This window comes from Croceivirga sp. JEA036, assembly GCF_011882165.1.
Taxonomy (GTDB): domain Bacteria; phylum Bacteroidota; class Bacteroidia; order Flavobacteriales; family Flavobacteriaceae; genus Croceivirga.
The window spans coordinates 209,063-231,316 of sequence record NZ_JAATON010000001.1 but is presented as its reverse complement, the minus strand read 5'-3'; the positions used below and the strand labels follow the sequence as shown (position 1 = coordinate 231,316).

The 22,254-nt window shown below is 37.5% G+C and carries 16 protein-coding genes; 8 read left to right on the top strand and 8 right to left on the bottom strand.

Annotation, left to right across the window (positions count from 1 at the left end; all coding sequences use genetic code 11):
* Positions 1-7: 7 nt before the first annotated feature.
* The 6 genes from HCO57_RS00865 to HCO57_RS00840 all read left to right on the top strand — a co-directional run bounded on the left by HCO57_RS00865 (position 8) and on the right by HCO57_RS00840 (position 7,049).
* On the top strand, positions 8-1,420 hold the full coding sequence (locus HCO57_RS00865; RefSeq protein ID WP_167987424.1) for a purine-cytosine permease family protein: 1,413 nt from the start codon (positions 8-10) through the stop codon (positions 1,418-1,420).
* An 8-nt stretch (positions 1,421-1,428) separates the two neighbouring features.
* The gene (locus HCO57_RS00860) at positions 1,429-2,715 is read left to right on the top strand and encodes a class II aldolase/adducin family protein (protein ID WP_167987423.1); all 1,287 of its coding nucleotides are present in this window, start codon (positions 1,429-1,431) and stop codon (positions 2,713-2,715) included.
* 138 nt (positions 2,716-2,853) lie between these two features.
* Positions 2,854-3,900: a sugar kinase gene (locus HCO57_RS00855; protein WP_167987422.1), complete on the top strand. Its 1,047-nt coding sequence runs from the start codon at positions 2,854-2,856 to the stop codon at positions 3,898-3,900.
* Positions 3,901-3,996: 96 nt separating this feature from the next.
* The gene (locus HCO57_RS00850) at positions 3,997-4,665 is read left to right on the top strand and encodes a bifunctional 4-hydroxy-2-oxoglutarate aldolase/2-dehydro-3-deoxy-phosphogluconate aldolase (protein WP_167987421.1); all 669 of its coding nucleotides are present in this window, start codon (positions 3,997-3,999) and stop codon (positions 4,663-4,665) included.
* Positions 4,666-4,670: 5 nt separating this feature from the next.
* Positions 4,671-6,068, top strand: coding sequence for a glucuronate isomerase (uxaC, locus tag HCO57_RS00845; RefSeq protein ID WP_167987420.1), 1,398 nt, complete (start codon positions 4,671-4,673; stop codon positions 6,066-6,068).
* Positions 6,069-6,080: 12 nt separating this feature from the next.
* Positions 6,081-7,049 carry a Gfo/Idh/MocA family protein gene (locus HCO57_RS00840; protein WP_167987419.1) on the top strand — a complete coding sequence of 323 codons (969 nt, stop codon included), beginning with the start codon at positions 6,081-6,083 and terminating at the stop codon, positions 7,047-7,049.
* Between the two features lie 12 nt (positions 7,050-7,061).
* On the opposite strand, the gene HCO57_RS00835 is transcribed toward HCO57_RS00840, so the two are convergent.
* From HCO57_RS00835 to HCO57_RS00800, 8 genes are read right to left on the bottom strand one after another with little or no spacing between them, the layout of a single operon-like run.
* Complete coding sequence (locus HCO57_RS00835; protein WP_136950723.1) at positions 7,062-8,357, bottom strand: TRAP transporter large permease; 1,296 nt, start codon at positions 8,355-8,357, stop codon at positions 7,062-7,064.
* Between the two features lie 3 nt (positions 8,358-8,360).
* Positions 8,361-8,822: a TRAP transporter small permease gene (locus tag HCO57_RS00830; protein WP_136950724.1), complete on the bottom strand. Its 462-nt coding sequence runs from the start codon at positions 8,820-8,822 to the stop codon at positions 8,361-8,363.
* Between the two features lie 18 nt (positions 8,823-8,840).
* Positions 8,841-9,818 (bottom strand): TRAP transporter substrate-binding protein, encoded by a 978-nt coding sequence (locus tag HCO57_RS00825; protein WP_167987418.1) that lies wholly within the window; start codon positions 9,816-9,818, stop codon positions 8,841-8,843.
* Between the two features lie 6 nt (positions 9,819-9,824).
* Positions 9,825-11,000 (bottom strand): DUF4861 domain-containing protein, encoded by a 1,176-nt coding sequence (locus tag HCO57_RS00820; RefSeq protein WP_167987417.1) that lies wholly within the window; start codon positions 10,998-11,000, stop codon positions 9,825-9,827.
* A 9-nt stretch (positions 11,001-11,009) separates the two neighbouring features.
* Positions 11,010-11,804 (bottom strand): gluconate 5-dehydrogenase, encoded by a 795-nt coding sequence (locus HCO57_RS00815; protein WP_167987416.1) that lies wholly within the window; start codon positions 11,802-11,804, stop codon positions 11,010-11,012.
* A 3-nt stretch (positions 11,805-11,807) separates the two neighbouring features.
* Positions 11,808-12,647, bottom strand: a complete 840-nt coding sequence (gene kduI, locus HCO57_RS00810) for a 5-dehydro-4-deoxy-D-glucuronate isomerase (RefSeq protein WP_167987415.1) — start codon at positions 12,645-12,647, stop codon at positions 11,808-11,810.
* Positions 12,648-12,662: 15 nt separating this feature from the next.
* Positions 12,663-13,856 carry a mannonate dehydratase gene (gene uxuA, locus HCO57_RS00805; RefSeq protein WP_209065918.1) on the bottom strand — a complete coding sequence of 398 codons (1,194 nt, stop codon included), beginning with the start codon at positions 13,854-13,856 and terminating at the stop codon, positions 12,663-12,665.
* Positions 13,857-13,874: 18 nt separating this feature from the next.
* Entirely contained in the window at positions 13,875-14,705 is an 831-nt protein-coding gene (locus HCO57_RS00800; RefSeq protein WP_167987414.1) for an SDR family oxidoreductase, read from the bottom strand.
* Between the two features lie 240 nt (positions 14,706-14,945).
* Between HCO57_RS00800 and HCO57_RS00795 the strand changes: the two genes are divergently transcribed.
* Together HCO57_RS00795 and HCO57_RS00790 are read left to right on the top strand one after the other, a co-directional pair.
* Positions 14,946-19,052: a hybrid sensor histidine kinase/response regulator transcription factor gene (locus HCO57_RS00795; RefSeq protein WP_167987413.1), complete on the top strand. Its 4,107-nt coding sequence runs from the start codon at positions 14,946-14,948 to the stop codon at positions 19,050-19,052.
* 186 nt (positions 19,053-19,238) lie between these two features.
* On the top strand, positions 19,239-22,253 hold the full coding sequence (locus tag HCO57_RS00790) for a SusC/RagA family TonB-linked outer membrane protein (protein ID WP_167987412.1): 3,015 nt from the start codon (positions 19,239-19,241) through the stop codon (positions 22,251-22,253).
* Position 22,254: the final 1 nt, after the last annotated feature.

The window sequence follows — 22,254 nt, the reverse complement described above, 5'->3', positions numbered from 1 at the left end:
ACCAAATATGAGCCAATACAACATTGAAGAAGAAATTATTGAGGAAATCGCTGGAGGCGAATTTGAAAGAGAACCCGTACCAACTTCTAAACTCAAAGGTTGGAAAAGCTTTCTAGGCATGTATGCCGGTGAACACGCGGCAGGTACAGAGTTTATGATTGGACCCCTATTTTTGACTGCAGGTGTAAGTGCTTTTGATTTAATTATAGGTCTTCTTCTAGGTAATTTATTAGCTGTTTTAAGTTGGCGCTATTTAACTGCAAAAATTGCCGTTGATAATAGATTAACGCTCTACTATCAATTAGAAAAAATTTGTGGTAAAAATTTAGTTATTGGTTATAACCTCGCCAATGGTATACTTTTTTGCTTCCTTGCAGGAGCAATGATTACCGTATCTGCAACCGCAGTTGGTATACCCTTTAATATGGAGATGCCTAAACTTACAGATACCTTACCTAATGGACCTACATGGATAATTATTGTAATATGTATTGGTGCTGTAATTTCTTTGATTGCTTCAAAAGGCTATGATACGGTTTCCAAAGCAGCAAATTGGATGTCTCCCGTGATTGTTTTGGCTTTTGTGGCGTGTGGGTTTGTTGCCCTTAACCAGTTAGGTGTTGGTAGTTTTAAAGATTTTTGGAATATTTGGGGAGAAGGTTCTGAACCTTTTCCCGGTCAAATTAAATTTACTTTTTGGCACGTAGTAATTTGGTCATGGTTTGCCAATGCAGCCATGCATATAGGTATGTCTGATTTGTCTGTTTTTAGATTTGCAAAAAAATCAAGTGCAGGATGGACTACTGCCGCTGGTATGTATGTGGGGCATTACATGGCGTGGATAGCAGCAGCATTATTATATGCTGTATATCTTAAATCTCCAGAAGCCCAAGCTTTTCTTTCTAACGGTGAAGCCCCACCTGTTGCGCCCGGACCATTAGCACATAATGCCATTGGTGTCTTTGGAATTATTGCAGTTGTGCTTGCCGGATGGACTACAGCCAACCCTACAATTTATAGAGCAGGTTTAGCTTTCCAAGCAATTATACCTAAGATTTCAACATTTTGGGTCACTATTATTGCAGGTACCATAGCTACAATAGCTGGATTATTTCCAGCGTTTGCTATGAAATTATTGGGTTTTGTGGCATTATATGGGTTTATCTTGGCACCATTCGGAGCCGTTATCGTATTTGAACACTTTTATCATACTAAAGCAGGCATTGAAAAAAACTATGCAGAAAAAGCTGGAATAAAATTTAATAAAGCGGTATTTCTTGCTTGGGTAGTTAGCTTTGGACTATTTTATTTCATTTCAATCCAATTTAATGTGTTTCTGTCTTTTGTTACGCTGCCAGCTTGGGTTTTGTGTGGTATACTATTTTTAGTTTTTAGTAAACAACTTCAAAAGAATAAATAATACAACTAATGAGGATTCATGAACTTTTGCATCCAAGGGAACAGATAATTATCATTATTGATAGAATTTATAAAAGAGGTATGACAACGACCTCCGGTGGAAACATATCTATTAAGGATGAAGATGGTAACATTTGGATAACACCCTCAGCAATTGATAAAGGAACCCTCAGAGCATCCGATATTGTTTGCGTTAAATTAGATGGAACCATCGAAGGCAAACATAAACCTTCTTCAGAGTTTCCATTTCATAAAGCAATCTACGATACTAGGCCAGATTTAAAATCGGTTATACATGCACATCCGCCTGCATTAGTATCTTTTAGTATTGTTCATAAAATTCCAAATACCAATGTAATTCCGCAAGCAAAAACTATTTGTGGGCCTATAGGTTATGCAGCATATAAGCTGCCGGGAAGTCAAGATTTAGGAAGTGTAATCGCCGAAGAATTTAAAAAGGGCTTTAAAGCCGTAATTATGGAAAATCACGGTATTGTTCTAGGCGGTTCGGATATTGATGATGCTTATCAAAGATTCGAAACCTTAGAATTTTGTGCTAGTACCTTACTTTATGGTCAAATGTTAGGAACGCCGAACTACCTCAAAAACGAACAAATAGAAGCATTTTATAATCAAATTACTGAGTTAACAGAAACAAAAAACAATCCTAAGTACACTTCTGAAGAGAGAGAAAAAAGAGCTAAAATATGTACCATTGTTAAAAGGGCGTGCCAACAAGGGTTAATGATAAGTTCCTATGGAACAGTTTCTGTTAGATGGAAAGAAAATGATTTTTTGATTACTCCAAGAGATTTTTCTAGATGGGAAATCCAACTTGATGATATAGTTCAAATCAAAAATGGAACAAGAGAAAAAGGTAAATATCCAAGTAGGGCCACAGCCATCCATCAAGAAATATATCGTAATAATCCGAATGTGAATTCAATTATTATGACTCAATCTCCATATTTAATGGCATTTAGTATTACTGGTGTTCATTTAGATGTAAGAACTATTCCCGAGAGTTGGATTTTTTTACAAGACTTGTTAGCATATCCCTTTGGTGATCATTTTACAAGTAATAAAGAAAATAAGCTTTGGACAGATTCCAAACCTGCAGTACTTATTAAAAATGACTGTGTTTTGATTACCGGAGATGAGTTATTACAAACATTTGACCGCTTAGAAGTTGCTGAATTTAGTGCTAAATCCCTTGTAATGGGGGCTTCTCTTGGTAATTTAAAACCAATTAATGATCAACAGATTAAAGAATTAAAAGAGACTTTTTTACGGTAATCTTAATTATTTTAAGAAACAATGTACAATATCACTCTAATAATGAACCTGAGAATGCTTTGTAGTTAGTACTTTGCCACCTTAAATAGATTTCTATAAATAATTAATAATTCAATAAACAACTTAGAAAAACAAATAATGAAAAAAGTAGTAACCTTCGGAGAGATAATGCTTCGTTTGGCACCTCAAGGATTTTTAAGATTTTCACAGGCCAACAGTTTTGATGTAGTGTATGGCGGTGGTGAATCTAATGTTGCTGTTTCTTTAGCCAATTATGGTGTACCTGTAGATTTTGTAACTCGTTTACCTAAGAATGATATTGGTCAATGTGCTCTTATGGAAATGCGTAAGCGTGGTGTGGGTACAGATAAGATTGTTTACGGTGGTGACCGTTTGGGTATTTATTTTTTAGAAACGGGAGCTGTATCTAGAGGTAGCAAGGTGGTGTATGACCGTGCGCATTCTGCCATGGCAGAAATAGAAAAAGGTATGGTAGACTGGAAATTGGTCTTTGAAGGTGTTGAATGGTTTCATTGGACTGGTATTACCCCAGCTATTTCTCAAGGTGCAGCAGATGCATGTTTAGAAGCGGTAAAAGCAGCTAGTGAAATGGGTGTTACCATTTCTACAGATTTAAATTATAGAGCTAAACTTTGGAAGTATTGTGATGATGCTAAACGCGAAGAAATTATGTCTGAGCTTACTTCCTATTGCGATATTGTTTTGGGGAATGAAGAAGATGCAGAAAAGCATTTTGGCATTAAACCAGAAGGTTTAGATATTACTACTCAAGGAGAACACGTAAAGGCCGAAGCATTTTTATCGGTTTGTGAACAAATGATGAAACGTTTTCCACGGGCTAAGAAAGTAATTACCACCTTAAGAGGTTCCCTTTCTGCAAGCCATAACACATGGGCAGGGGTATTGTATGATGGTAAAACTATGTACAAATCTCCAGAATACCAGATTACACACATTGTAGACCGTGTAGGTGGGGGCGACTCTTTCATGGGTGGTTTAATCTACGGATTATTAAAATACCCAGAAGATGACCAAAACGCATTGAATTTTGCAGTTGCTGCTTCTTGCTTAAAGCATACTATTAAAGGTGATGCTAATTTGGCTACGGTAGAGGAAGTAGAAAAATTGATGGGTGGTGATGCCTCTGGACGGGTTGCCCGATAGATTTCTCCTTATCCTTCAATGGAATAATATAAAAGATATAATTTTAACAGTAAAAAACAAAAGTCCTTCCCTTTGGGAAGGATTTAGGATGGGCTTATGGCACAATATTCAAGAATTGAAGTTGCAACAGTAATGAAGGAAACCGGAATGGTGCCTTTATTCTATCACCCAGATGTAGAATTGGGTAAAAATGTATTAAAAGCCTGTTATGATGGGGGTGCGCGTTTGATGGAATTCACTGCACGAGGTGATTTTGCTTATGAAGTATTTTTAGAGCTGAACAAATATGCAATTAAAGAACTTCCGGGCATGATTATGGGTGTTGGTTCCATCACAGATGCAGCGGCAGCTAGTCTGTTTATGCAAATGGGAGCTAACTTTATAGTTACCCCATCGCTTAGAGAAGATATCGCTATCGTTTGTAACCGAAGAAAAGTATTATGGTCACCAGGCTGCGGTTCACTCACCGAAATCAACAAGGCCGAAGAATTGGGTTGTGAAATCATCAAATTATTCCCTGGTTCCACCTACGGCCCTGGGTTTGTTAAAGCCATTAAAGGGCCACAACCATGGACGAGCATTATGCCCACTGGCGGTGTAAGTACTGAGGAGGCTAACCTTAGCGGCTGGTTTGATGCTGGCGTGACCTGTGTGGGTATGGGTTCAAAATTAATCAGTAAAGAGGTCTTGGCCACTAAGGATTATGACGGCTTAACAGCGAAGGTGCGCAAAACCCTTGACCTTATAAAAAAAATACGTTCGTAAGACATATGAGCTTTATCACAGAAGATTTTTTATTACAGAGTGATTTTGCTAAAAAACTCTACCACGGCTTTGCAGCAAATTTACCAATTATAGACTACCACAATCACTTGCCCCCGAACGAAATCGCCCAAAACCGTGTTTTTGAAAATATTAGTCAGGCTTGGTTGAAGGGCGACCACTATAAATGGCGGGCCATGCGCGCTTTCGGTATAAATGAAAAATACATTACCGGTAATGCTTCTGACAAAGAGAAATTCTTAAAATGGGCCGAAACTGTACCATATACAGTTAGAAATCCCTTGTATCATTGGACGCACTTAGAGCTAAAACGTTATTTTGATATTGATGAATTGCTCACACCTGATAACGCCGAAGCCGTTTATGAAGCTACTTCAGAAAAACTGAAAACCTCGGAGTATCATACACAAGGTTTGTTACAGCAAAAGAAAGTAGAATACCTCTGCACAACTGACGACCCAACCGATTCCTTGGAGCACCATAAACATATTGCTGATAACAATATTAATCCAAGTACTTATCCGACTTTTAGACCCGACAAGGCCTATGCCGTGGAAAATGGCGGTGCCTATCTAGAATTTTTGAGGTTAATGGCTTCGGTCACCAATTCAGAAATCAATACCTATGATGACCTTATTGCTGCATTGGAACAACGCGTAGATTATTTTCATACGACCGGATGTAGGCTTGCAGACCACGGCTTGGAGCAACTATATTATTTTGAAACAGCTGATGTAAATTGTGACAGTATTTTTAAGAAAATAATTTCAAAAAAAACACTGTCAACAAAAGAAATACATGTATTCAAATCGACCACTTTACTCCTGCTCTGCAGAATGTACCATAAAAAGGGGTGGGCGCAACAATTCCATTTGGGTCCGATTCGAAATAATAATAAAAGACTTCTGAATCAACTTGGTCCAGATACCGGGTTTGATTCCATTGGCGATTTTTCGCAGGCACGTGCGTTAAGCGGATTTTTAAATGATTTAGATGGTACCGACCAATTAGCGAAGACGATTTTGTATAACCTCCACCCAGCCCAAAATGAGGTATTTGCTACAATGGCTGGAAACTTTAATGATGGTACTGTAAAAGGAAAAGTGCAATATGGTTCTGCTTGGTGGTTTCTAGACCAAAAAGACGGAATGGAAAAACAAATCAACACCCTGTCCAATATGGGTTTGTTGAGTAGTTTTGTTGGTATGCTTACAGATTCAAGAAGTTTCTTATCCTTTCCAAGGCATGAATACTTTAGACGTATCCTTTGTAACCTAATAGGCCAAGATGTTGAAAATGGAGAACTACCAGCTGATGAAAAATGGCTTGGTAAAATTGTAAGTGATATCTGTTATTACAATGCAAAAACATACTTCGGACTATAAAAAATTCAACTTATGGAAACCGTAAAATGGGGCATTATTGGTTGTGGTGATGTTGCCGAAGTTAAAAGTGGTCCTGCCTTTAAAAATGTGAATGGCTCAGAACTTATTGGCGTCATGCGTCGAAATGGCGAAAAGGCTAAAGATTTTGCAAAACGCCATGGTGTACCAATGTGGACGAATTCTGCGGAAGACCTCTTAAAGAATGATGAAATTAATGCAATTTATGTAGCCACTCCCCCATCCACCCATTTAGCCTATGCTAAAGCTGCGCTTGCAGCAAGTAAAGATGTTTACTTGGAAAAACCAATGGCACTTACCTCGGAAGAAGCAGAGAAAATCGTTGCTATCGTAAAAAATAGTAATAACAAGTTATCCGTTGCCCACTACCGTAGAAAGCTATCCGCCTTTAAAAAAGTCAAAAAATTACTTATCGAGAACGCTATTGGGTCGGTACTTTTTGCAGATATCCAAATTCTACAACCTAGAAATTCTGATATCGTTGCTAATTCTGAAGAAAACTGGCGGTTGAATCCCGCTGTTTCAGGAGGGGGTTATTTTTATGATTTAGCTCCGCATCAAATTGACCTCATGTATCATTATTTTGGTTCATTTGACAAAGTTGACGGTTATGCGACTGGGCAAAAAAATAAGGTTGAGGATACCGTAAACGGTATTATAAGATTTAACAATGGAGTGCAGTTTAGGGGTGTTTGGAACTTCACTGCTCCTGATAACTGTAAAAAAGAGGAGTGCGTCATTTATGGAACGAAAGGCAGCATTCGTTTTTCTTTTTATGGGGATAAAGTCATCCTCAACAATCAAGCTGGTGAAACCGTTTTTAAATTTCAAAACCCCAAACATATTCAACAGCCAATGATTGAAGCTGTTGTTGCTTATTTCTTAGGTAAAGCCAAAAATCCTTGCCCAGCAGAAGACGGACTCACTGTTATGCAAGCTATGGAAAAACTCAGCGGGCGCTAATCAAGCTATTTGTTATAGCCCAAACTGCCTTGGCAACCACAAACTCAACTCTGGGAAATAGGTCACTAAAAACAAAGCAATAATCATTGCGATAAACAGTGGAAGCAATGGTTTTACCACCTTTTCTATAGATGTCTTTGCTATACCTACGCCAACAAATAGTACCGAGCCTACGGGTGGCGTACAAAGCCCAATACAAAGGTTCAATACCATAATAATTCCGAAGTGCACTGGGTCTAAACCTAAGGCCGTTACCACAGGTAGAAATATGGGTGTAAAAATGAGTACAGCGGGAGTCATATCCATAAAAATCCCGACAAAAAGCAATAGTAAATTGATAATCAACAAAATGACTATAGGATTATCACTTAAGGCTAATAGTGCCGTACTAATATCTTGCGGAATGTTCTCATAGCTCAATGCCCATGACATGCTCATCGACGCTCCAATCAACAACATCACAATGGCCGTGGTTGTTGAGGAATCCAATAAAATTTGCGGCATTTTAGGTAGGCTTATTTCTTTATAAAACAATCCTAGTAAAAAACTGTATAATACGGCTATAGCCGATGCCTCTGTGGCTGTAAAGATTCCCGTCACAATACCTCCGATGACCACGACCAACATAAACAAACTAGGCAGGGCATCAATAAAAGTCTTGAACACCTCTTTTAAGCTACTGCGTTTCCCCACTTTATATCCTTTCTTTTTTGCCCAGATAGAAGCCACAATCATCAAAAAAAGTCCAGTGAGCAAACCTGGAATATAACCTGCAAGAAATAAAGCTGCTATAGAGGCGCCGCCACTTGCTAAAGAATAAACAATTAGCACGTTACTTGGTGGTATAACCAAACCCGTCGTTGCAGCGGTAATGTTTACAGCAGCTCCAAATTCTTTAGAATAACCTTCCTTTTCCATTTCAGGTCCTAATATACTACCCATAGCAGATGCTGCCGCCATAGCAGAACCTGCAATAGCCCCCATAAGCATGGCTGATATAATGTTTATAAGCGCAAGCCCACCTGGCAATGCTCCCACTAAAGTTTTAGCAAAAGAAATTAAACGGTTTGCTATACCTCCTTTATTCATTAATTCTCCCGATAAAATAAACAAAGGAATGGCCAAAAGTGCAAAACTATCAAGTCCAGTTCCGATACGTTGTGAAACTGTAGTTGCTGCTGGAAGGAAAGGAATACTAACTAAAAGGGTTAAAAAAGACGATTTAGCTATACTCCAAGCTACAGGAGTACCAATAGCTAATAAACACACAAAACTAAGTACTAGTACAAGTATAGGTATATATTCCATGGTCTATTGTTTTTTTAGGATATCAGATAGCTTGTAGTATATAATCAACACCCCGCTGATGGGTATTACCGCATAGACCACTGCCAAGGGCACTTGTAGCGCGGGGGAATTTTGGCCTAAAACATAAGTGATATACACCAAACGGGAACCCCCGATAACCATCGCAAGCAAGCAAAATAGAATAATCAACAAACGAACCACCAACATCAACCGTTGTTGGGTTGGAGGATTGAACTTTTTAGGAAGCACGTCAATAGCCACATGCATATTTCTGCCAGAAACATAGGCAGCACCTAAAATACCAATCCATATCATTAAGTACCGAGCGAGTTCATCCGTAAAAGAACTTGGTGTACCAATGATAAAGCGACTGGCCACTTGCCACAATACGTTGATGACCATAACGGCCATGATGATGACCAAAAAATTAGCCAATATTTTGTCTATAGTTTTTCGTAGTTGCATGGTTTGGTTTTTTAGGTATTATTCAGTTGCCTGAATGTCTTTAATGAGATTGTACATGACCTTGTCATCTTTGTACTTATCAAAGCTGTCTTTAATTTTATCGGCAAAAAGGGTTTTATCTGGTCTAATGATTTCCACCCCTGCTTTTTTTACCGCCTCCAAAGCCTCGTTTTCCGCTTCTAGCCAAAGTTTACGTTGGTATACCACAGATTTTTTAACGGCTTCTTTTAACCACCCTTTTTCTTCTTGGGTGAGTTTTTTCCATGTTTGGGTACCTGCTAGTAAAACATCTGGCAGCATTGTATGCTCATTTAGCGAATAATATTTACACACTTCGTAATGCCTTGAAAGATAAAAACTGGGCGGATTATTCTCAGCCCCATCAACTACCCCTTGTTGCAATGCTGTATAGAGTTCTCCCCAAGATATGGGTGTTGGCGAACCTCCTAGTCCGCGAACCATATCCATCGCCGTTACGCTTTCCATAACCCGTATTTTTTGACCTTCCAAATCTTCTGGCGAATTGACTGGTTTTTCTTTAGTGTAAAAACTACGGCTACCCGCATCGTAATAGCCTAAGCCTTTTAACCAATATTGTTCGCCGTCATTCAATAATTGTTGCCCAATAGGCCCATCTAGCACCGTAAAAGCATGTTCACGGTTACGAAACAAGAAAGGTAAGCCCAGTACCTTCATTTTAGGAGCAAAATTTTCCAAAACACCAACTGACACTTTTGTCATATCCAAACTGCCTATTTGTAATAACTCTAGGCACTGTCTTTCGGTACCTAATTGTTGGCTAGGGTATATCTCGAGTTTTAGCTTTCCTCCGGAAAGCTGTTCTAAATCTTCACCCATTTTAACCATCGCCTTGTGCACAGAGTGGCTGACATCCAAACCGTGACCTAAGCGTAAGGTTTTAAAATTCTCGGACTCTGAACATGAGTTGCAACAGAAGATTAAAATTAGGATGATGGAAATGTACTTGAATCTCATAACGCTTTATTTTACAGTTACCTGTAGTGGATTTTGTAATTTTTGAGCGAATTCTTCCAAATAAGCTTCCCATTCGGCTTTGGTAGTAAATTGCCCGCTTTTCTTCCAACCAAAACCGGCGTAGTACACTACCTTTTGGTCATTGGTTTTGATGTGGGCAAATAGGTTGCTCTCATCTTTTGTATTGGTTACATAATGTTCATGGCCAGCCATCATATCGCCAGGAATAACAATACCTGTGCCCAGTTCTGAATCTTCATGAGGTTCCCAGTAGCTTACCCAACCACTATCTTGATTTACCCCAATTTCTCCATCTTTTTCATGAAGAGTTAAACCAGCGGAAATGGTATCCGTGCCTTTCAACGTAACTTCAAAACGGGACAGATTCTGACCATAGTCCAATGAAATCTTTTTCTCTTCGGATATTATATTTCCTGCCGCATCCCAATCAGCATAAGTCAATATAAAACTGGTCCGAATAGGTCCTGTACTTAAGGTTTTCCAATCGGTAAAATTCTTGGAGATGTAATATGACGTATCCACTTTTTTGGCGATACCACCTACTCCGCGACTTATACCCACATGAAAATTGTCCAAACCTTCGCCATCATCTTTATGATAACTGCCATCGGTCTCCAATTCTTTTTTATACCATTTATTGATGATGGGATAATCCACTCTTTTCAACCAAGCATCCATACCACTGGATAAGGTGCCCCCTTTAATTCCGTCTTCTTTCATCTGCTGGGCAACAGGCCCATAGGTTCTAAACGCTACACGATTGTTTTCCCAGGCATAATCATCGGTACGTTCGGGTACAAACCTTGAATAACAAGCAGGGTCGCCTTCGGTTTCTTCTTCATCGGTACCAAAATGAACTTCATAGGTTTTGGTTTCATTCGCCCCCATTTCAGGTTGAAAAAGTAAGGCATCCGCAAGACCATCTCCATCGGTATCTACTTCTTGGGTAGTCATGACTTCACCTGTTTCCGATTCCTTTAAAATAATAGCAGCAGAAGCAGTATCGTTTTTGATGACTGAAAGGTCAACTGAAACAGTTTCAAAAGCACGTTCGACATTCATGGTATTATCAACCACTATCATTTGTGTAGCTGTTCTTTCTTGACAGGAAATAGCAAAAACGGCTAACAGCACCACTAATATTGAAGAAAAGGGTTTCATAGATATCGTTTAGTTCTCATTTGAAGGTTTACCTATCGTAGCCAAAATTCCCCCATCAACGTAAAGCACATGACCGTTTACAAAATCACTAGCTTTTGAAGCCAAGAAAATAGCGGCGCCACCAAGTTCATCAGGGTCTCCCCATTTGGCGGCTGGTGTACGGTTCACAATAAATTCATTAAACGGATGCCCGTCTACCCGAATGGGAGCGGTCTGTGAAGTGGCAAAATACCCTGGACCAATACCATTGATTTGTATATTGTGTTTGGCCCATTCCGTAGCCATATTCTGGGTAAGCATTTTGAGTCCACCTTTGGCAGCAGCGTAGGCTCCAACGGTGTTTCGACCTAATTCGCTCATCATTGAACAGATGTTGATGATTTTACCTTCTTTCCGAGCAATCATCCCCTTTACCACATGTTTTGACATGATAAACGGACTCACCAAATCAATATCAATGACTTGCCTAAAATCGGCCACTTCCATTTCTTCCAAAGGAGTTCGCTTAATGATTCCGGCGTTGTTAACCAAAATGTCAATGGGACCGACTTCGCTTTCTATCTTAGCAATGGCCTCTATCACTTGGGCCTCATCAGCAACATTGAATTTATATCCTACCGCATGAATACCTTCCCCTTTATATACTTCAAGCGCCTTGTCTATTTTTTCTTGGGAAGAATTTCCGTTGACCACAAGTGTAGCTCCGGCTTTACCCATTGCTTTGGCCATTGCCATTCCTAGACCGTGAGTACTGCCCGTTACCAAGGCGATTTTACCTTTAAGATTGAATAGTTCTACGCTCATGGCTTATCTTAAATCGGTTATTTTGGCTACATCCATATCGCCATAATCTAAATTCTCGCCGGCCATACCCCAGATAAAAGTGTAATTTGAAGTCCCTGAACCACAATGAATGGACCAAGGTGGCGAAATCACTGCCTCATGGTTTTGCATCCAAATATGTCGTGTCTCTTGGGGTTGCCCCATAAAATGACACACAGATTGCCCTTCAGGTACATCCAAATAAAAATATACTTCCATACGCCTGTCATGTACGTGCGCTGGCATGGTGTTCCATACGCTACCGGTTTTTAACTCGGTCATCCCCATTTGAAGTTGGCAGGTGGTAACCACACCACCAATAATCATTTGACTTACCGTACGATGGTTTGCGGTTTCAAGTGAACCCAGTTCTAATTTATTGGCCTCAGCTAAACTTACTTTTTTTGTAGGATAGGAAGTATGTGCAGGAGCGGAATTCAAGTAAAATTTTGCAGGTTTATCCGCATCATCACTTTTAAATACCACTTCTTTTGCACCCTGACCAATGTACAAGGCGTCTTTATGAGCCAAGGTATACGATTCACCATCAACCTCAACACTTCCTGAATCGCCAACGTTGATAATACCCATTTCACGGCGTTCTAAAAAATACTCCGCTTTCAAAGCGTCTATGGTTTCCAGCTTCAAAGGCTTATCAGGCACCGCAGAACCTGCAATATATCGGTCATAATGCGTGTAGGTCAGATTGATTTTCCCCTTTTGCATCAGGTTATCAATTAGAAATTCATCTCGCAGTTCAGTGGTGTCATATTTTTTAACTGCTTCAGGACTTGAAGCATATCGTGTTTCGTAGGATACTGACATTATAATTTGTTTATGTTAGTTATATATTGATTTTCGTATTCCAAGTTCTAGGCCACGCAATTCAGCCAGTCCGCGTAAGCGACCAATACCCGAATATCCTGGATTGGTTTTCTTTTTAAGGTCGTCAAGCATTTTATGCCCATGATCTGGACGCATAGGCATTCTAGTATCTTCACGACCAGCTGCTTTTCTTTTTTCTTGTTCCGCAACCAAGGCTTTCATTACTGCATACATATCCACGTCTCCCTCCAAATGATTTGCCTCATGAAAATTACCGTGCTCATCGCGTTTGGTGCTTCGTAAATGGATAAAATGTATACGGTGACCTAAACGTTCTACCATACCCGCTAAATCATTATCGGCACGTACGCCAAAAGAACCCGTACAAAATGTGAGCCCGTTATTGGGGCTATCAACAGCATCATATAGTTCAACAATATCTTGCTCGGTGCTCACCACTCTAGGAAGCCCCAAAATAGGATACGGTGGATCATCAGGATGGATACACATTAGTACTCCAGCTTTTTCAGCTGCAGGAATAATATGACCTACAAACTCAAAAAGATGTTTTTTTAATTCTTTTGGGCCGATGTGGCTATAAGTGGCAAGAACCTCATTGAACGCTTCAAGGGTATACCCTTCTTCCGCTCCGGGCAACCCAGCAATAATGTTGTTACTCAACTGCGTTTTTTGCTCGTTGGAAAGTTTTTCAAAATAGGTCGCTGCCCTTTTCTTTTCTTCCGAAGTATAACTTTCTTCAGCACCCGGTCTTTTCAAAAGAAATAGCTCAAAGGCGGCAAAAGCAGCCGCCTCAAAACGTAGGGCTGTTGAGCCATCTTCCACCTCATAGTCTAGATTGGTACGCGTCCAATCCAGAACAGGCATAAAATTGTAGCAAACTATATCTATGCCACATTCGCCCAAGTTGCGCAGCGTCTGTTTATAGTTTTCAACATAATTCATGTAGCCCTCAGCTTGGGTTTTTATGGCTTCATGAATTGGTACACTTTCTACCACCGACCACGAGAGTCCGACTTTCTCAATTTCTTTTTTTCGTTTTTGAATTTCCTCAATCGGCCAAACTTCACCATTGGGTATATGATGCAAGGCACTGACTATTCCCGTTGCGCCAGCTTGTTTAATGTCCGCCAAACTAACGGGGTCATTTGGGCCATACCAGCGCCATGTATTTTCTAATCCTATATTCATTTTCAATCTATACTTTCGTTATACCCCACTAAATGCGCTAAACCCGCCATCAACAGGAACAACCACACCTGTAACAAAGGAAGCGCCATCGCCACAAAGCCAAAGTGTGGTACCTATTAGGTCTTCAGGTTCACCAAACTTGCCCATAGGAGTTTGACTGATAATCGTATTTCCTCGTGGGGTCAACGAACCGTCGCTTTCTGTTAGCAAGGCCCTGTTTTGGTCGGTCAAGAAAAAACCTGGAGCTAGGGCATTGACCCGAATGCCAACTTTTGAAAAATGTACTGCCAACCATTGCGTAAAATTTGATACCGCGGCTTTGGCACCACTATATGCGGGAATTTTAGTCAACGGTGTAAAGGCATTCATCGAAGAAATATTCAATATACTACAGCCTCCCTTCCCTACCATATCAGCAGCAAAAACCTGTGTTGGCAAAAGCGTACCAATAAAATTCAAATTAAAGGTGAACTGTATGCCATCAGTATCCAAATCAAAAAAAGTTTTGAATCCTTCCGTAGTGTTTTTTAAATCATCCATTTCAAAAAATGGATTAGAGGTTGTCCCTAACGGATGGTTCCCCCCCGCTCCATTAATCAAAATATCACATAGACCAAATTCAGAGCGAACCGTTTCTCGTGCTTTTTCAAGAGATTCTTTCTGAAGCACATTAGCTTCTACACCAATAGCAACACCGCCACTTGTAGTAATTTCTGCGGCTACCTTATCAGCAGCTTCTTTATTAAGGTCTAAAACGGCAATTTTATGACCTTCTTTTGCTAATGCCTTTGCCAAAGTGCTACACAAAACACCACCGGCACCAGTTAAAATAATGGTTTTGGTTGTCATTTATAATTCTAAATATTTGTTTTGGTAATATTAATTTATTTGTTTGACACATTTCTTTTTAGGGGGTGTAAATACGTACACAATACTCCTAATTCTGTTCATTTAGATAGCTTAAAATTAGGTAGTGAATAAAGTTTGCCCATCCTGTTGTATCTTGTTTGCAATGCCATTGTTTAATCTTAAATAAAATTAGTTGAAAGCTCAGTTTTGAAAATGCACCTAGCGATATATCTAATAAAAATGAAAACTTTTCATCTCTTAATTTGTCTTCTAACGATAACCTTAAATTATCCTCAGGAAAACTATAATCCCTATACATTTAGTCATCTTGGCACTTCTGATGGACTCTCTCAAAGCTCTGTGATAGCAATGGAGCAAGATAATTTGGATAGAATGTGGTTAGGAACACGTGATGGCTTAAACTTATATTATGGCAGTGGTTTTAGAATATTTAGAAATAACCCATCTGACAGCACTACTATAAGTAATAGTGATATTTTAACAATAAAAGAGGACTCTCAAGGATATATCTGGATTGGCACATACAACGGCCTGAACAAATATGACCCCATTGAAGATTCATTTACAAGATACTATTACTACACGGATAAAAATTCTTTATGTGACAATTCTGTTTGGGCAATAGAAGAAACAGCAGATGGCAAACTCTGGATTGGCACAGCAAATGGATTAAGTATTTACAATAAAAAAACAAATCATTTTACCAATTATCAGCTCAATGAATTTGTAAAAGATAATCAACTTTCATCTAATTTTATTTTGAGCATAAAGCAAGCAAAAAATGGTACAATATGGATAGGAACCTCTAAGGGCTTATTTAAAGCAAGTAAAAAGGATAATCATTCTTATGATTTCAAGTCAATTTCGCCATTAGATAGTAAACATTATCCATACGTTCAAAATATGTCTCTTTGCGATGACAACACCATTTGTATTGGTACAAAAAACTTAGGATTGTTGCAGTTTGATTTGATATCCGAATCATTTATTCCAAATAAACTATTAGAACAATCCGAAGATGTAAGAGCTATCATTTCAGGCAATAATGGAGAATTATGGGTAGGCACCTCTAAAGGTATTGCTATTATCAGTCCAGAAAAACACGTGAAACGACTTGAGTATGACTCAAATGATAATAATGGCTTAAGTCATAACTATATTAAGTCTGTTTTTAAAGATCGTAAAGGTTCAATTTGGATTGGATCATACTATGGAGGAATTGACATTTGGGATGAATCTAACACTAATTTTATCAATCTTACAGAATCAGATAGTAAAACAAGACTTTCTCATAAAGTAGTTAGTTCAATTGTAGAAGACAGCTATAACAACTTATATTTTGGAACCGAAGGCGGTGGAATTACCATTTTAAATACAAATGACAACCAAACTAAATATTTAAATACCGCAAATACTGAATTTTTAGAAAGTAACAATATAAAGTCACTTTTAATTGATCAGGATATACTCTGGATTGGAACGTTTGACAAGGGTATTGAAACATTCAATCTAAAAAAGAACAAGGAAGAACCAAATTTAGTTTCTACAGAACTTAATTCACTTTTAGAGAACACTGGAATATATTCAATAACTAAAGGTGTAAATAATGAAATTTGGATAGGTACTTTTGGCAAAGGGATTTGGCGATATAATCTTAAAGACAAATCAATCCTCAATTACAGAAACAAAACCAATTCTGAACAGAGTCTATCTAGTAACAGAGTTCGTTGTTTAATGGTAGATAAAAACTCAAACGTTTGGGTTGGAACCCAAAGCGGTTTAAATCTATTGACAATTGCTGATTCTACAAACAATAAAGTTCAAATAAAGCGCTTTTTTTACGATATAAATACAAGCTCTGGAGAGGATATTTTAACCCTTTTCCAAGATACAAAAGGTGTTATCTGGGTCGGCACAAGAGCAAAGGGGCTGTTTAGATTTAATGGAAACACATTTAAAAAAGTTACTATAAACATCTCAAGTGATATCACTTCAATATACGCTATGCTTCAAGGTAATTATAATACTATGTGGTTGAGCAGTAATGAAGGATTAATTAAATATGACATAAACAACAGAACATTCCAAAATTATTCTGAAAAAGATGGTTTAGTCGGTAATGAATTCAGCAGTGGAGCTGCTTTAAAGCAAGGGAAATCAAAGTTTTTATTTGGAGGGCCAAACGGTGTATCAATCTTCTACGAAAACAAGCTAACTACAAATTCCCATAGCCCACAAGTAATTTTAACCGATTTTAAACTCAAAAACCAAACGGTAAAAGTTAATGAAAATAATGGTGTTTTAAAGCAAAATATTTCGTTTACCAAAACCATTAATCTTAACCATGATAATACAAACTTTTCTATTGATTTTTCTATCCCAAATTATATCAATTCCAATAGTAATAGTTATAAGTATCGTATGCTTGGTTTAGAAGAAAATTGGATTCATACGAAAGCTACAAGTGCCAATTTTATAATACAAAGACCAGGAGATTATGTATTCGAAGTAAAAGGCGCAAATAATGACGGCGTATGGAATAAAAAATCAACATCTTTAAAAATAAATGTTAGTCCTTCACCATGGTTAACCAATTGGGCTAAAGCTATCTATATATTAACTACTCTAGCTATACTATTTTGGTTAACAAACATTATTCGTTCTAGAACTAAACTTAAACATCGGCTGGAATTAGAACATTTAGAAAATGAAAAAAATAGAGTTCTTAATGACGCAAAATTGCAGTTCTTCACAAATATTTCTCATGAATTTAGAACTCCCTTAACTCTTATCACTGGTCCTTTACAGCAATTGTTGACCGATTATAAAGGCAGTAGGGTAGTCTATAAAAAATTATTGGTGATAGAAAGTAATGCGAATAGACTTTTACAATTGATTAATAGATTAATGGACTTTAGAAAGCTTGAACACAAAAAATATACTTTAGAAGCAGCTGAAGGTAATATTGTAAAGTTTTTAAAAGAGATTTATTTATCATTTTCAGAGTATGCTAGATGCAACGGTTTTACCTATAAATTTTATTCCGAGGCAGAAGAAATTTTAGTCTATTACGACAGGCCTAAATTAGAGCAAGTTTTTTATAACTTAATATCAAATGCTTTTAAATACACTCCTGCAGGAGGTAAGATACAGATTCAAGTACGTAAAGAAGCAGATTGTATTCTAATTTGCGTATCGGACTCTGGACCAGGAGTACCTGAAGAGTTTAAAGAAAAAATCTTTGACAGATTTTTCGAAATACCAGAATATCAAAAACCTGCAAATGCAAAAGGTTCTGGGACAGGTATAGGGTTATCTATAGCTAAAAGTATAGTAGACCTGCATAAAGGAGATATTAGTGTAAGCAATGCTCAAAATTGTGGTGCAATATTCAAGGTCCAGTTAAAATTAGGCAAAGACCACATTGAGCTAAATGAAATCAACCATGAATACAAATTCAGTGATGATTTGGGCTTGTATAAATCTCAACTTATTCAGACTGATTTTGATGCTTTAATTAGTACCGAAGATTTATTACAAGAAAAACAAAAAGATACAATTCTTTTGGTTGAAGATAATGTGCCTTTAAGGAATTTTATAAAAGATTTTCTTAAAGACAAGTACAATATTTTAGAAGCTGGTGATGGTAAAGAAGCAATGTCGAAAGCTTTAAAACATGACGTAAACCTTGTAATATCTGATGTTATAATGCCAGAAATGGTTGGCACTGAGTTGTGTGCCAAATTAAAATCCAATTTAAAAACCAGTCACATACCAGTTATACTTTTAACCTCTAGAACAGCTCTGTTATACAAGTTTGAAGGTCTTGAAAGTGGTGCAGATGATTACATAAGTAAACCATTTAACATAACAGAATTTAAACTGCGAATTAGAAACCTAATTGATTCGTCTAAACGAATGCGCACCAAATTTTCTGAAAAACAAAACTTACTTGCTAACGAAATTGTGGCATCGTCAATGGATGAAAATCTTTTGAAAAAAGCATTAGAAATTGTAGAAAGTAATATCTCTAATGCTAATTTTGATATAATCACATTTGCCACAGAATTGGGTGTAAGCAGAACTTTGTTGTTTACAAAAATTAAAGCTTGGACAAATTGCACACCAAACGAATTTATACAAGAACTAAGATTGAAAAGGTCCGCTGAACTATTGGAACAGGGGAACTTAAATATTTCGGAAATAAGCTATCTAGTTGGTTTTAATAACCCAAAGTATTTTAGTAAATGTTTTCAAAAAAAATACAATCTAAGTCCAACAGCTTACATTCAGAAATTTTCTGAAAACTTCTTCGATTTAAATTAAAATCACAATCATACCCCTCTAATTTTTAGATTTTTGTATTATTTAACCCCTATTTCTGAACTTTTGAAAACCTGTATTGTAATAGTTTTGAAAAGGTTTTAATAACCTAGGTATAGCATTATGAGACACCTACAAGAAAGGTAAATTTAAAACTGATTTAAGTTACTAACTAAATAAACTAAACTTATGTATGAAAGTGAAATTTTTAAAAAACTAAAGAATTCACTCTTTGGGGTTTTCCTTCTTTTAACCTTATCAGCATTTGGTCAACAGCAAGAAATATTTGGTACGGTTGTATCCAGTGATGATGGTCTAGGTATTCCAGGAGTTAATGTAATCGAAAAAGGAACAACTAATGGTACATCTACCGATTTTGACGGTAATTATACCATTACCGTATCTAATAAAGATGCCATTTTAATATTCAGTTACATTGGATTTGTTGCTCAAGAACAACCGCTAAATGGAAATAGCAACTTAAATGTGACACTTAAAGAAGATGTAAGTGCCTTAGATGAAGTAGTGGTTGTTGGCTACGGTACATCCAAAAAATCAGACATTACAGGTTCTGTGTCATCCGTTAAAGCTGAAGAACTTGCTGCATTTCCAGTACTTACTGCAGAGCAATCTTTACAAGGTAGAGCTGCGGGTGTTGCCGTACAATCAAACAATGGTGGTGAACCCGGAGCGCCAATTTCTATTAGTATTAGAGGTAACACTTCAATTGGTGCAAGTAGTGAGGCTTTAGTTGTAGTAGATGGTTTTGTAGGTGGTACATTACCCCAACCATCGGACATTGAGTCTATAGAAATACTAAAAGATGCTTCAGCTACAGCCATCTATGGCTCAAGGGGTGCAAACGGAGTCATTTTGGTGACCACTAAAAAAGGAAGCAAGGGTAGAATGGTTATAGAATTAAACACGTCTTACTCATCTCAAAGTGTATCTGAACGCCTAGAATTATTAGATGCCTCTGAATTTGGCACTTACAGACAAGCTATAAATCCAACATATGAGCAAGGTACAGCTAATATTGATTGGCAAGATTTAATTTATAGAACCGGTAGTGTATCTAATCATCAACTTTCTTTCTCTGGAGGTTCAGAAAAGATTAATTATTACGTGTCTGGTAATTATTTTAATCAAGAAGGTGTAGTTATTAATTCAGGTTTTGAACGCTTTTCATTCTTAAGTAATATTGATGTTCAAGCAACAGACAAATTAAAATTAGGATTCAATGCATTTGCAAATGTAGGCAATAGAGACGGCGTTCAGAGTCAGGCTACCAGTGGTGGTAGCGGTGGAGGTGATGTTATCTCAACGGCTTATCGTTTTGCACCTGATACACCCATTCAAGATGCAAACGGGGTAAATACTACCAATCCTGTTGGGGATCAGTTTGACAACCCTTTTGCTATTGCAACTGAATCAATAGACGAAACTAAAACAGATGATTACAGAGCTAATTTTTATGCCGATTATCAAATTATAGATGGCTTATCTTTTAAAACAACTTTTGGTTATGGGACCACAAACAGCACACGTGGACGTTTTCAACCCTCAACACTTATAGGTCAAGCAAGTAATCAAGGGGGTATTGGTAGTATACAAGCAATTAAAAGAAAAGATATTCTATCAGAAAATTATCTTACCTACACTAAAGAAATTGGAAAAGGAAATCTAACAGCTTTGTTGGGGTATTCCTATCAAAAAACCAGAACTGAATCTTTTGGAGCAGCAGCTCAAAACTTTATTAGTAATAGCCTTTCTTACTTTAATTTAGGAGCAGGATCAGATATACAAACTCCTTTTTCTAGTCTCGTTGAACGTGAAATAGTATCACAATTTGGGCGACTTAATTATGAATATGATGATAGATATTTAATAACATTCACTGCAAGAAGAGATGGATCTTCTAACTTTTCTAGAAATAATAAATATGCCTTTTTTCCTTCAGGTGCAGTCGGATGGAGAATTTCAAATGAAGAATTTCTAAGAAACAATACTACCATTTCTAATTTAAAACTTAGAGCTAGTTATGGTCTAACCGGCAATCCAGCTATTTCTCCTTACCAATCATTGGCGAGCTTTAGCAGAATTTATTCAAACGTTGGCGACCAGGCTGTTAATGCGGTGGTACCTGAACAATTGGCTAATCCAGATTTAAAATGGGAAACCTCGTACCAAACTAATATTGGATTTGATTTAGGGTTATTAGACAATAAAATAGCCATGACCTTCGACTATTACACCATAGACACCAAAGATTTAATTCTTGGAGATTCTTCTGCACCAGAATATATAGGTTTTGCAAACTTAACATCTCTTAGAAACATTGGTGAAATTAATAATAGAGGGTTAGAAATTACTTTAAATACAAAAAACATCACTAACGAAAACTTCAGCTGGAGTACGGATTTTAACTGGTCAAGAAACCGCAATGAGGTAATAAAATTAGTAGATGGCCAAGATATATTTCTAGATTCTTCTCCAGGGTCTTTTTTACAAGACGAAACACATCTTTTAAGAGAAGGTGAAGCTGTAGGTGTATTTTGGGGTTATGAGTATCGAGGAGTTAACCAAGGTACACCAGAAACCGGGACTGCAGGCTTTGCAGAAACAGGAGCTGGTGATGAATTATTTACAGATATTGATGGAGATGGTGTAATTACAGGAGCAGACAGAAAAATAATTGGTGATCCTAATCCAGACTGGATTGCAGGCTTTAATAATAATTTAAGGTATAAAGATTTTGATTTAAATATCTTTTTCCAGGCATCGGTGGGTGGTGATATTTTCAGCTATACTTTTCTTGAATTAGCTTCAGGAGAATCAAACGCCACCCCAGAGGTGCTAAATGCCTGGACACCGTCAAATACTAATACTAATATACCATCTGCAGCAGTACGGGAAAAAAGAATAACTGACAGATTTGTTTACGACGGCAGCTATATTCGTCTTAAGAACCTTGCACTAGGCTACAATATCCCACAAGATATCGTATCAAAGTTTGGTATGCAATCAGTTAGATTAGGGGTAAGTGGCCAGAACTTATTAACATTTACAGACTTTCCTGGTACTGATCCAGAAGCAAGCTACCAAAGTCAAGGAAATCTAAATAGTAATGTTAATAGAGGTTTCGATTACGGTAGTTACCCTAACATAAGGGCCTACACAGTATCATTGAATTTAAAATTTTAAA

What these genes read in the sequence shown, in the direction of transcription:
- HCO57_RS00865 (WP_167987424.1), top strand. Translation starts at nt 8, where the DNA reads ATGAGCCAATACAACATTGAAGAAGAAATTATTGAGGAAATCGCTGGA.
- HCO57_RS00860 (WP_167987423.1), top strand. Translation starts at nt 1,429, where the DNA reads ATGAGGATTCATGAACTTTTGCATCCAAGGGAACAGATAATTATCATT.
- HCO57_RS00855 (WP_167987422.1), top strand. Translation starts at nt 2,854, where the DNA reads ATGAAAAAAGTAGTAACCTTCGGAGAGATAATGCTTCGTTTGGCACCT.
- HCO57_RS00850 (WP_167987421.1), top strand. Translation starts at nt 3,997, where the DNA reads ATGGCACAATATTCAAGAATTGAAGTTGCAACAGTAATGAAGGAAACC.
- uxaC (WP_167987420.1), top strand. Translation starts at nt 4,671, where the DNA reads ATGAGCTTTATCACAGAAGATTTTTTATTACAGAGTGATTTTGCTAAA.
- HCO57_RS00840 (WP_167987419.1), top strand. Translation starts at nt 6,081, where the DNA reads ATGGAAACCGTAAAATGGGGCATTATTGGTTGTGGTGATGTTGCCGAA.
- HCO57_RS00835 (WP_136950723.1), bottom strand. Translation starts at nt 8,357, where the DNA reads ATGGAATATATACCTATACTTGTACTAGTACTTAGTTTTGTGTGTTTA.
- HCO57_RS00830 (WP_136950724.1), bottom strand. Translation starts at nt 8,822, where the DNA reads ATGCAACTACGAAAAACTATAGACAAAATATTGGCTAATTTTTTGGTC.
- HCO57_RS00825 (WP_167987418.1), bottom strand. Translation starts at nt 9,818, where the DNA reads ATGAGATTCAAGTACATTTCCATCATCCTAATTTTAATCTTCTGTTGC.
- HCO57_RS00820 (WP_167987417.1), bottom strand. Translation starts at nt 11,000, where the DNA reads ATGAAACCCTTTTCTTCAATATTAGTGGTGCTGTTAGCCGTTTTTGCT.
- HCO57_RS00815 (WP_167987416.1), bottom strand. Translation starts at nt 11,804, where the DNA reads ATGAGCGTAGAACTATTCAATCTTAAAGGTAAAATCGCCTTGGTAACG.
- kduI (WP_167987415.1), bottom strand. Translation starts at nt 12,647, where the DNA reads ATGTCAGTATCCTACGAAACACGATATGCTTCAAGTCCTGAAGCAGTT.
- uxuA (WP_209065918.1), bottom strand. Translation starts at nt 13,856, where the DNA reads ATGAATATAGGATTAGAAAATACATGGCGCTGGTATGGCCCAAATGAC.
- HCO57_RS00800 (WP_167987414.1), bottom strand. Translation starts at nt 14,705, where the DNA reads ATGACAACCAAAACCATTATTTTAACTGGTGCCGGTGGTGTTTTGTGT.
- HCO57_RS00795 (WP_167987413.1), top strand. Translation starts at nt 14,946, where the DNA reads ATGAAAACTTTTCATCTCTTAATTTGTCTTCTAACGATAACCTTAAAT.
- HCO57_RS00790 (WP_167987412.1), top strand. Translation starts at nt 19,239, where the DNA reads ATGTATGAAAGTGAAATTTTTAAAAAACTAAAGAATTCACTCTTTGGG.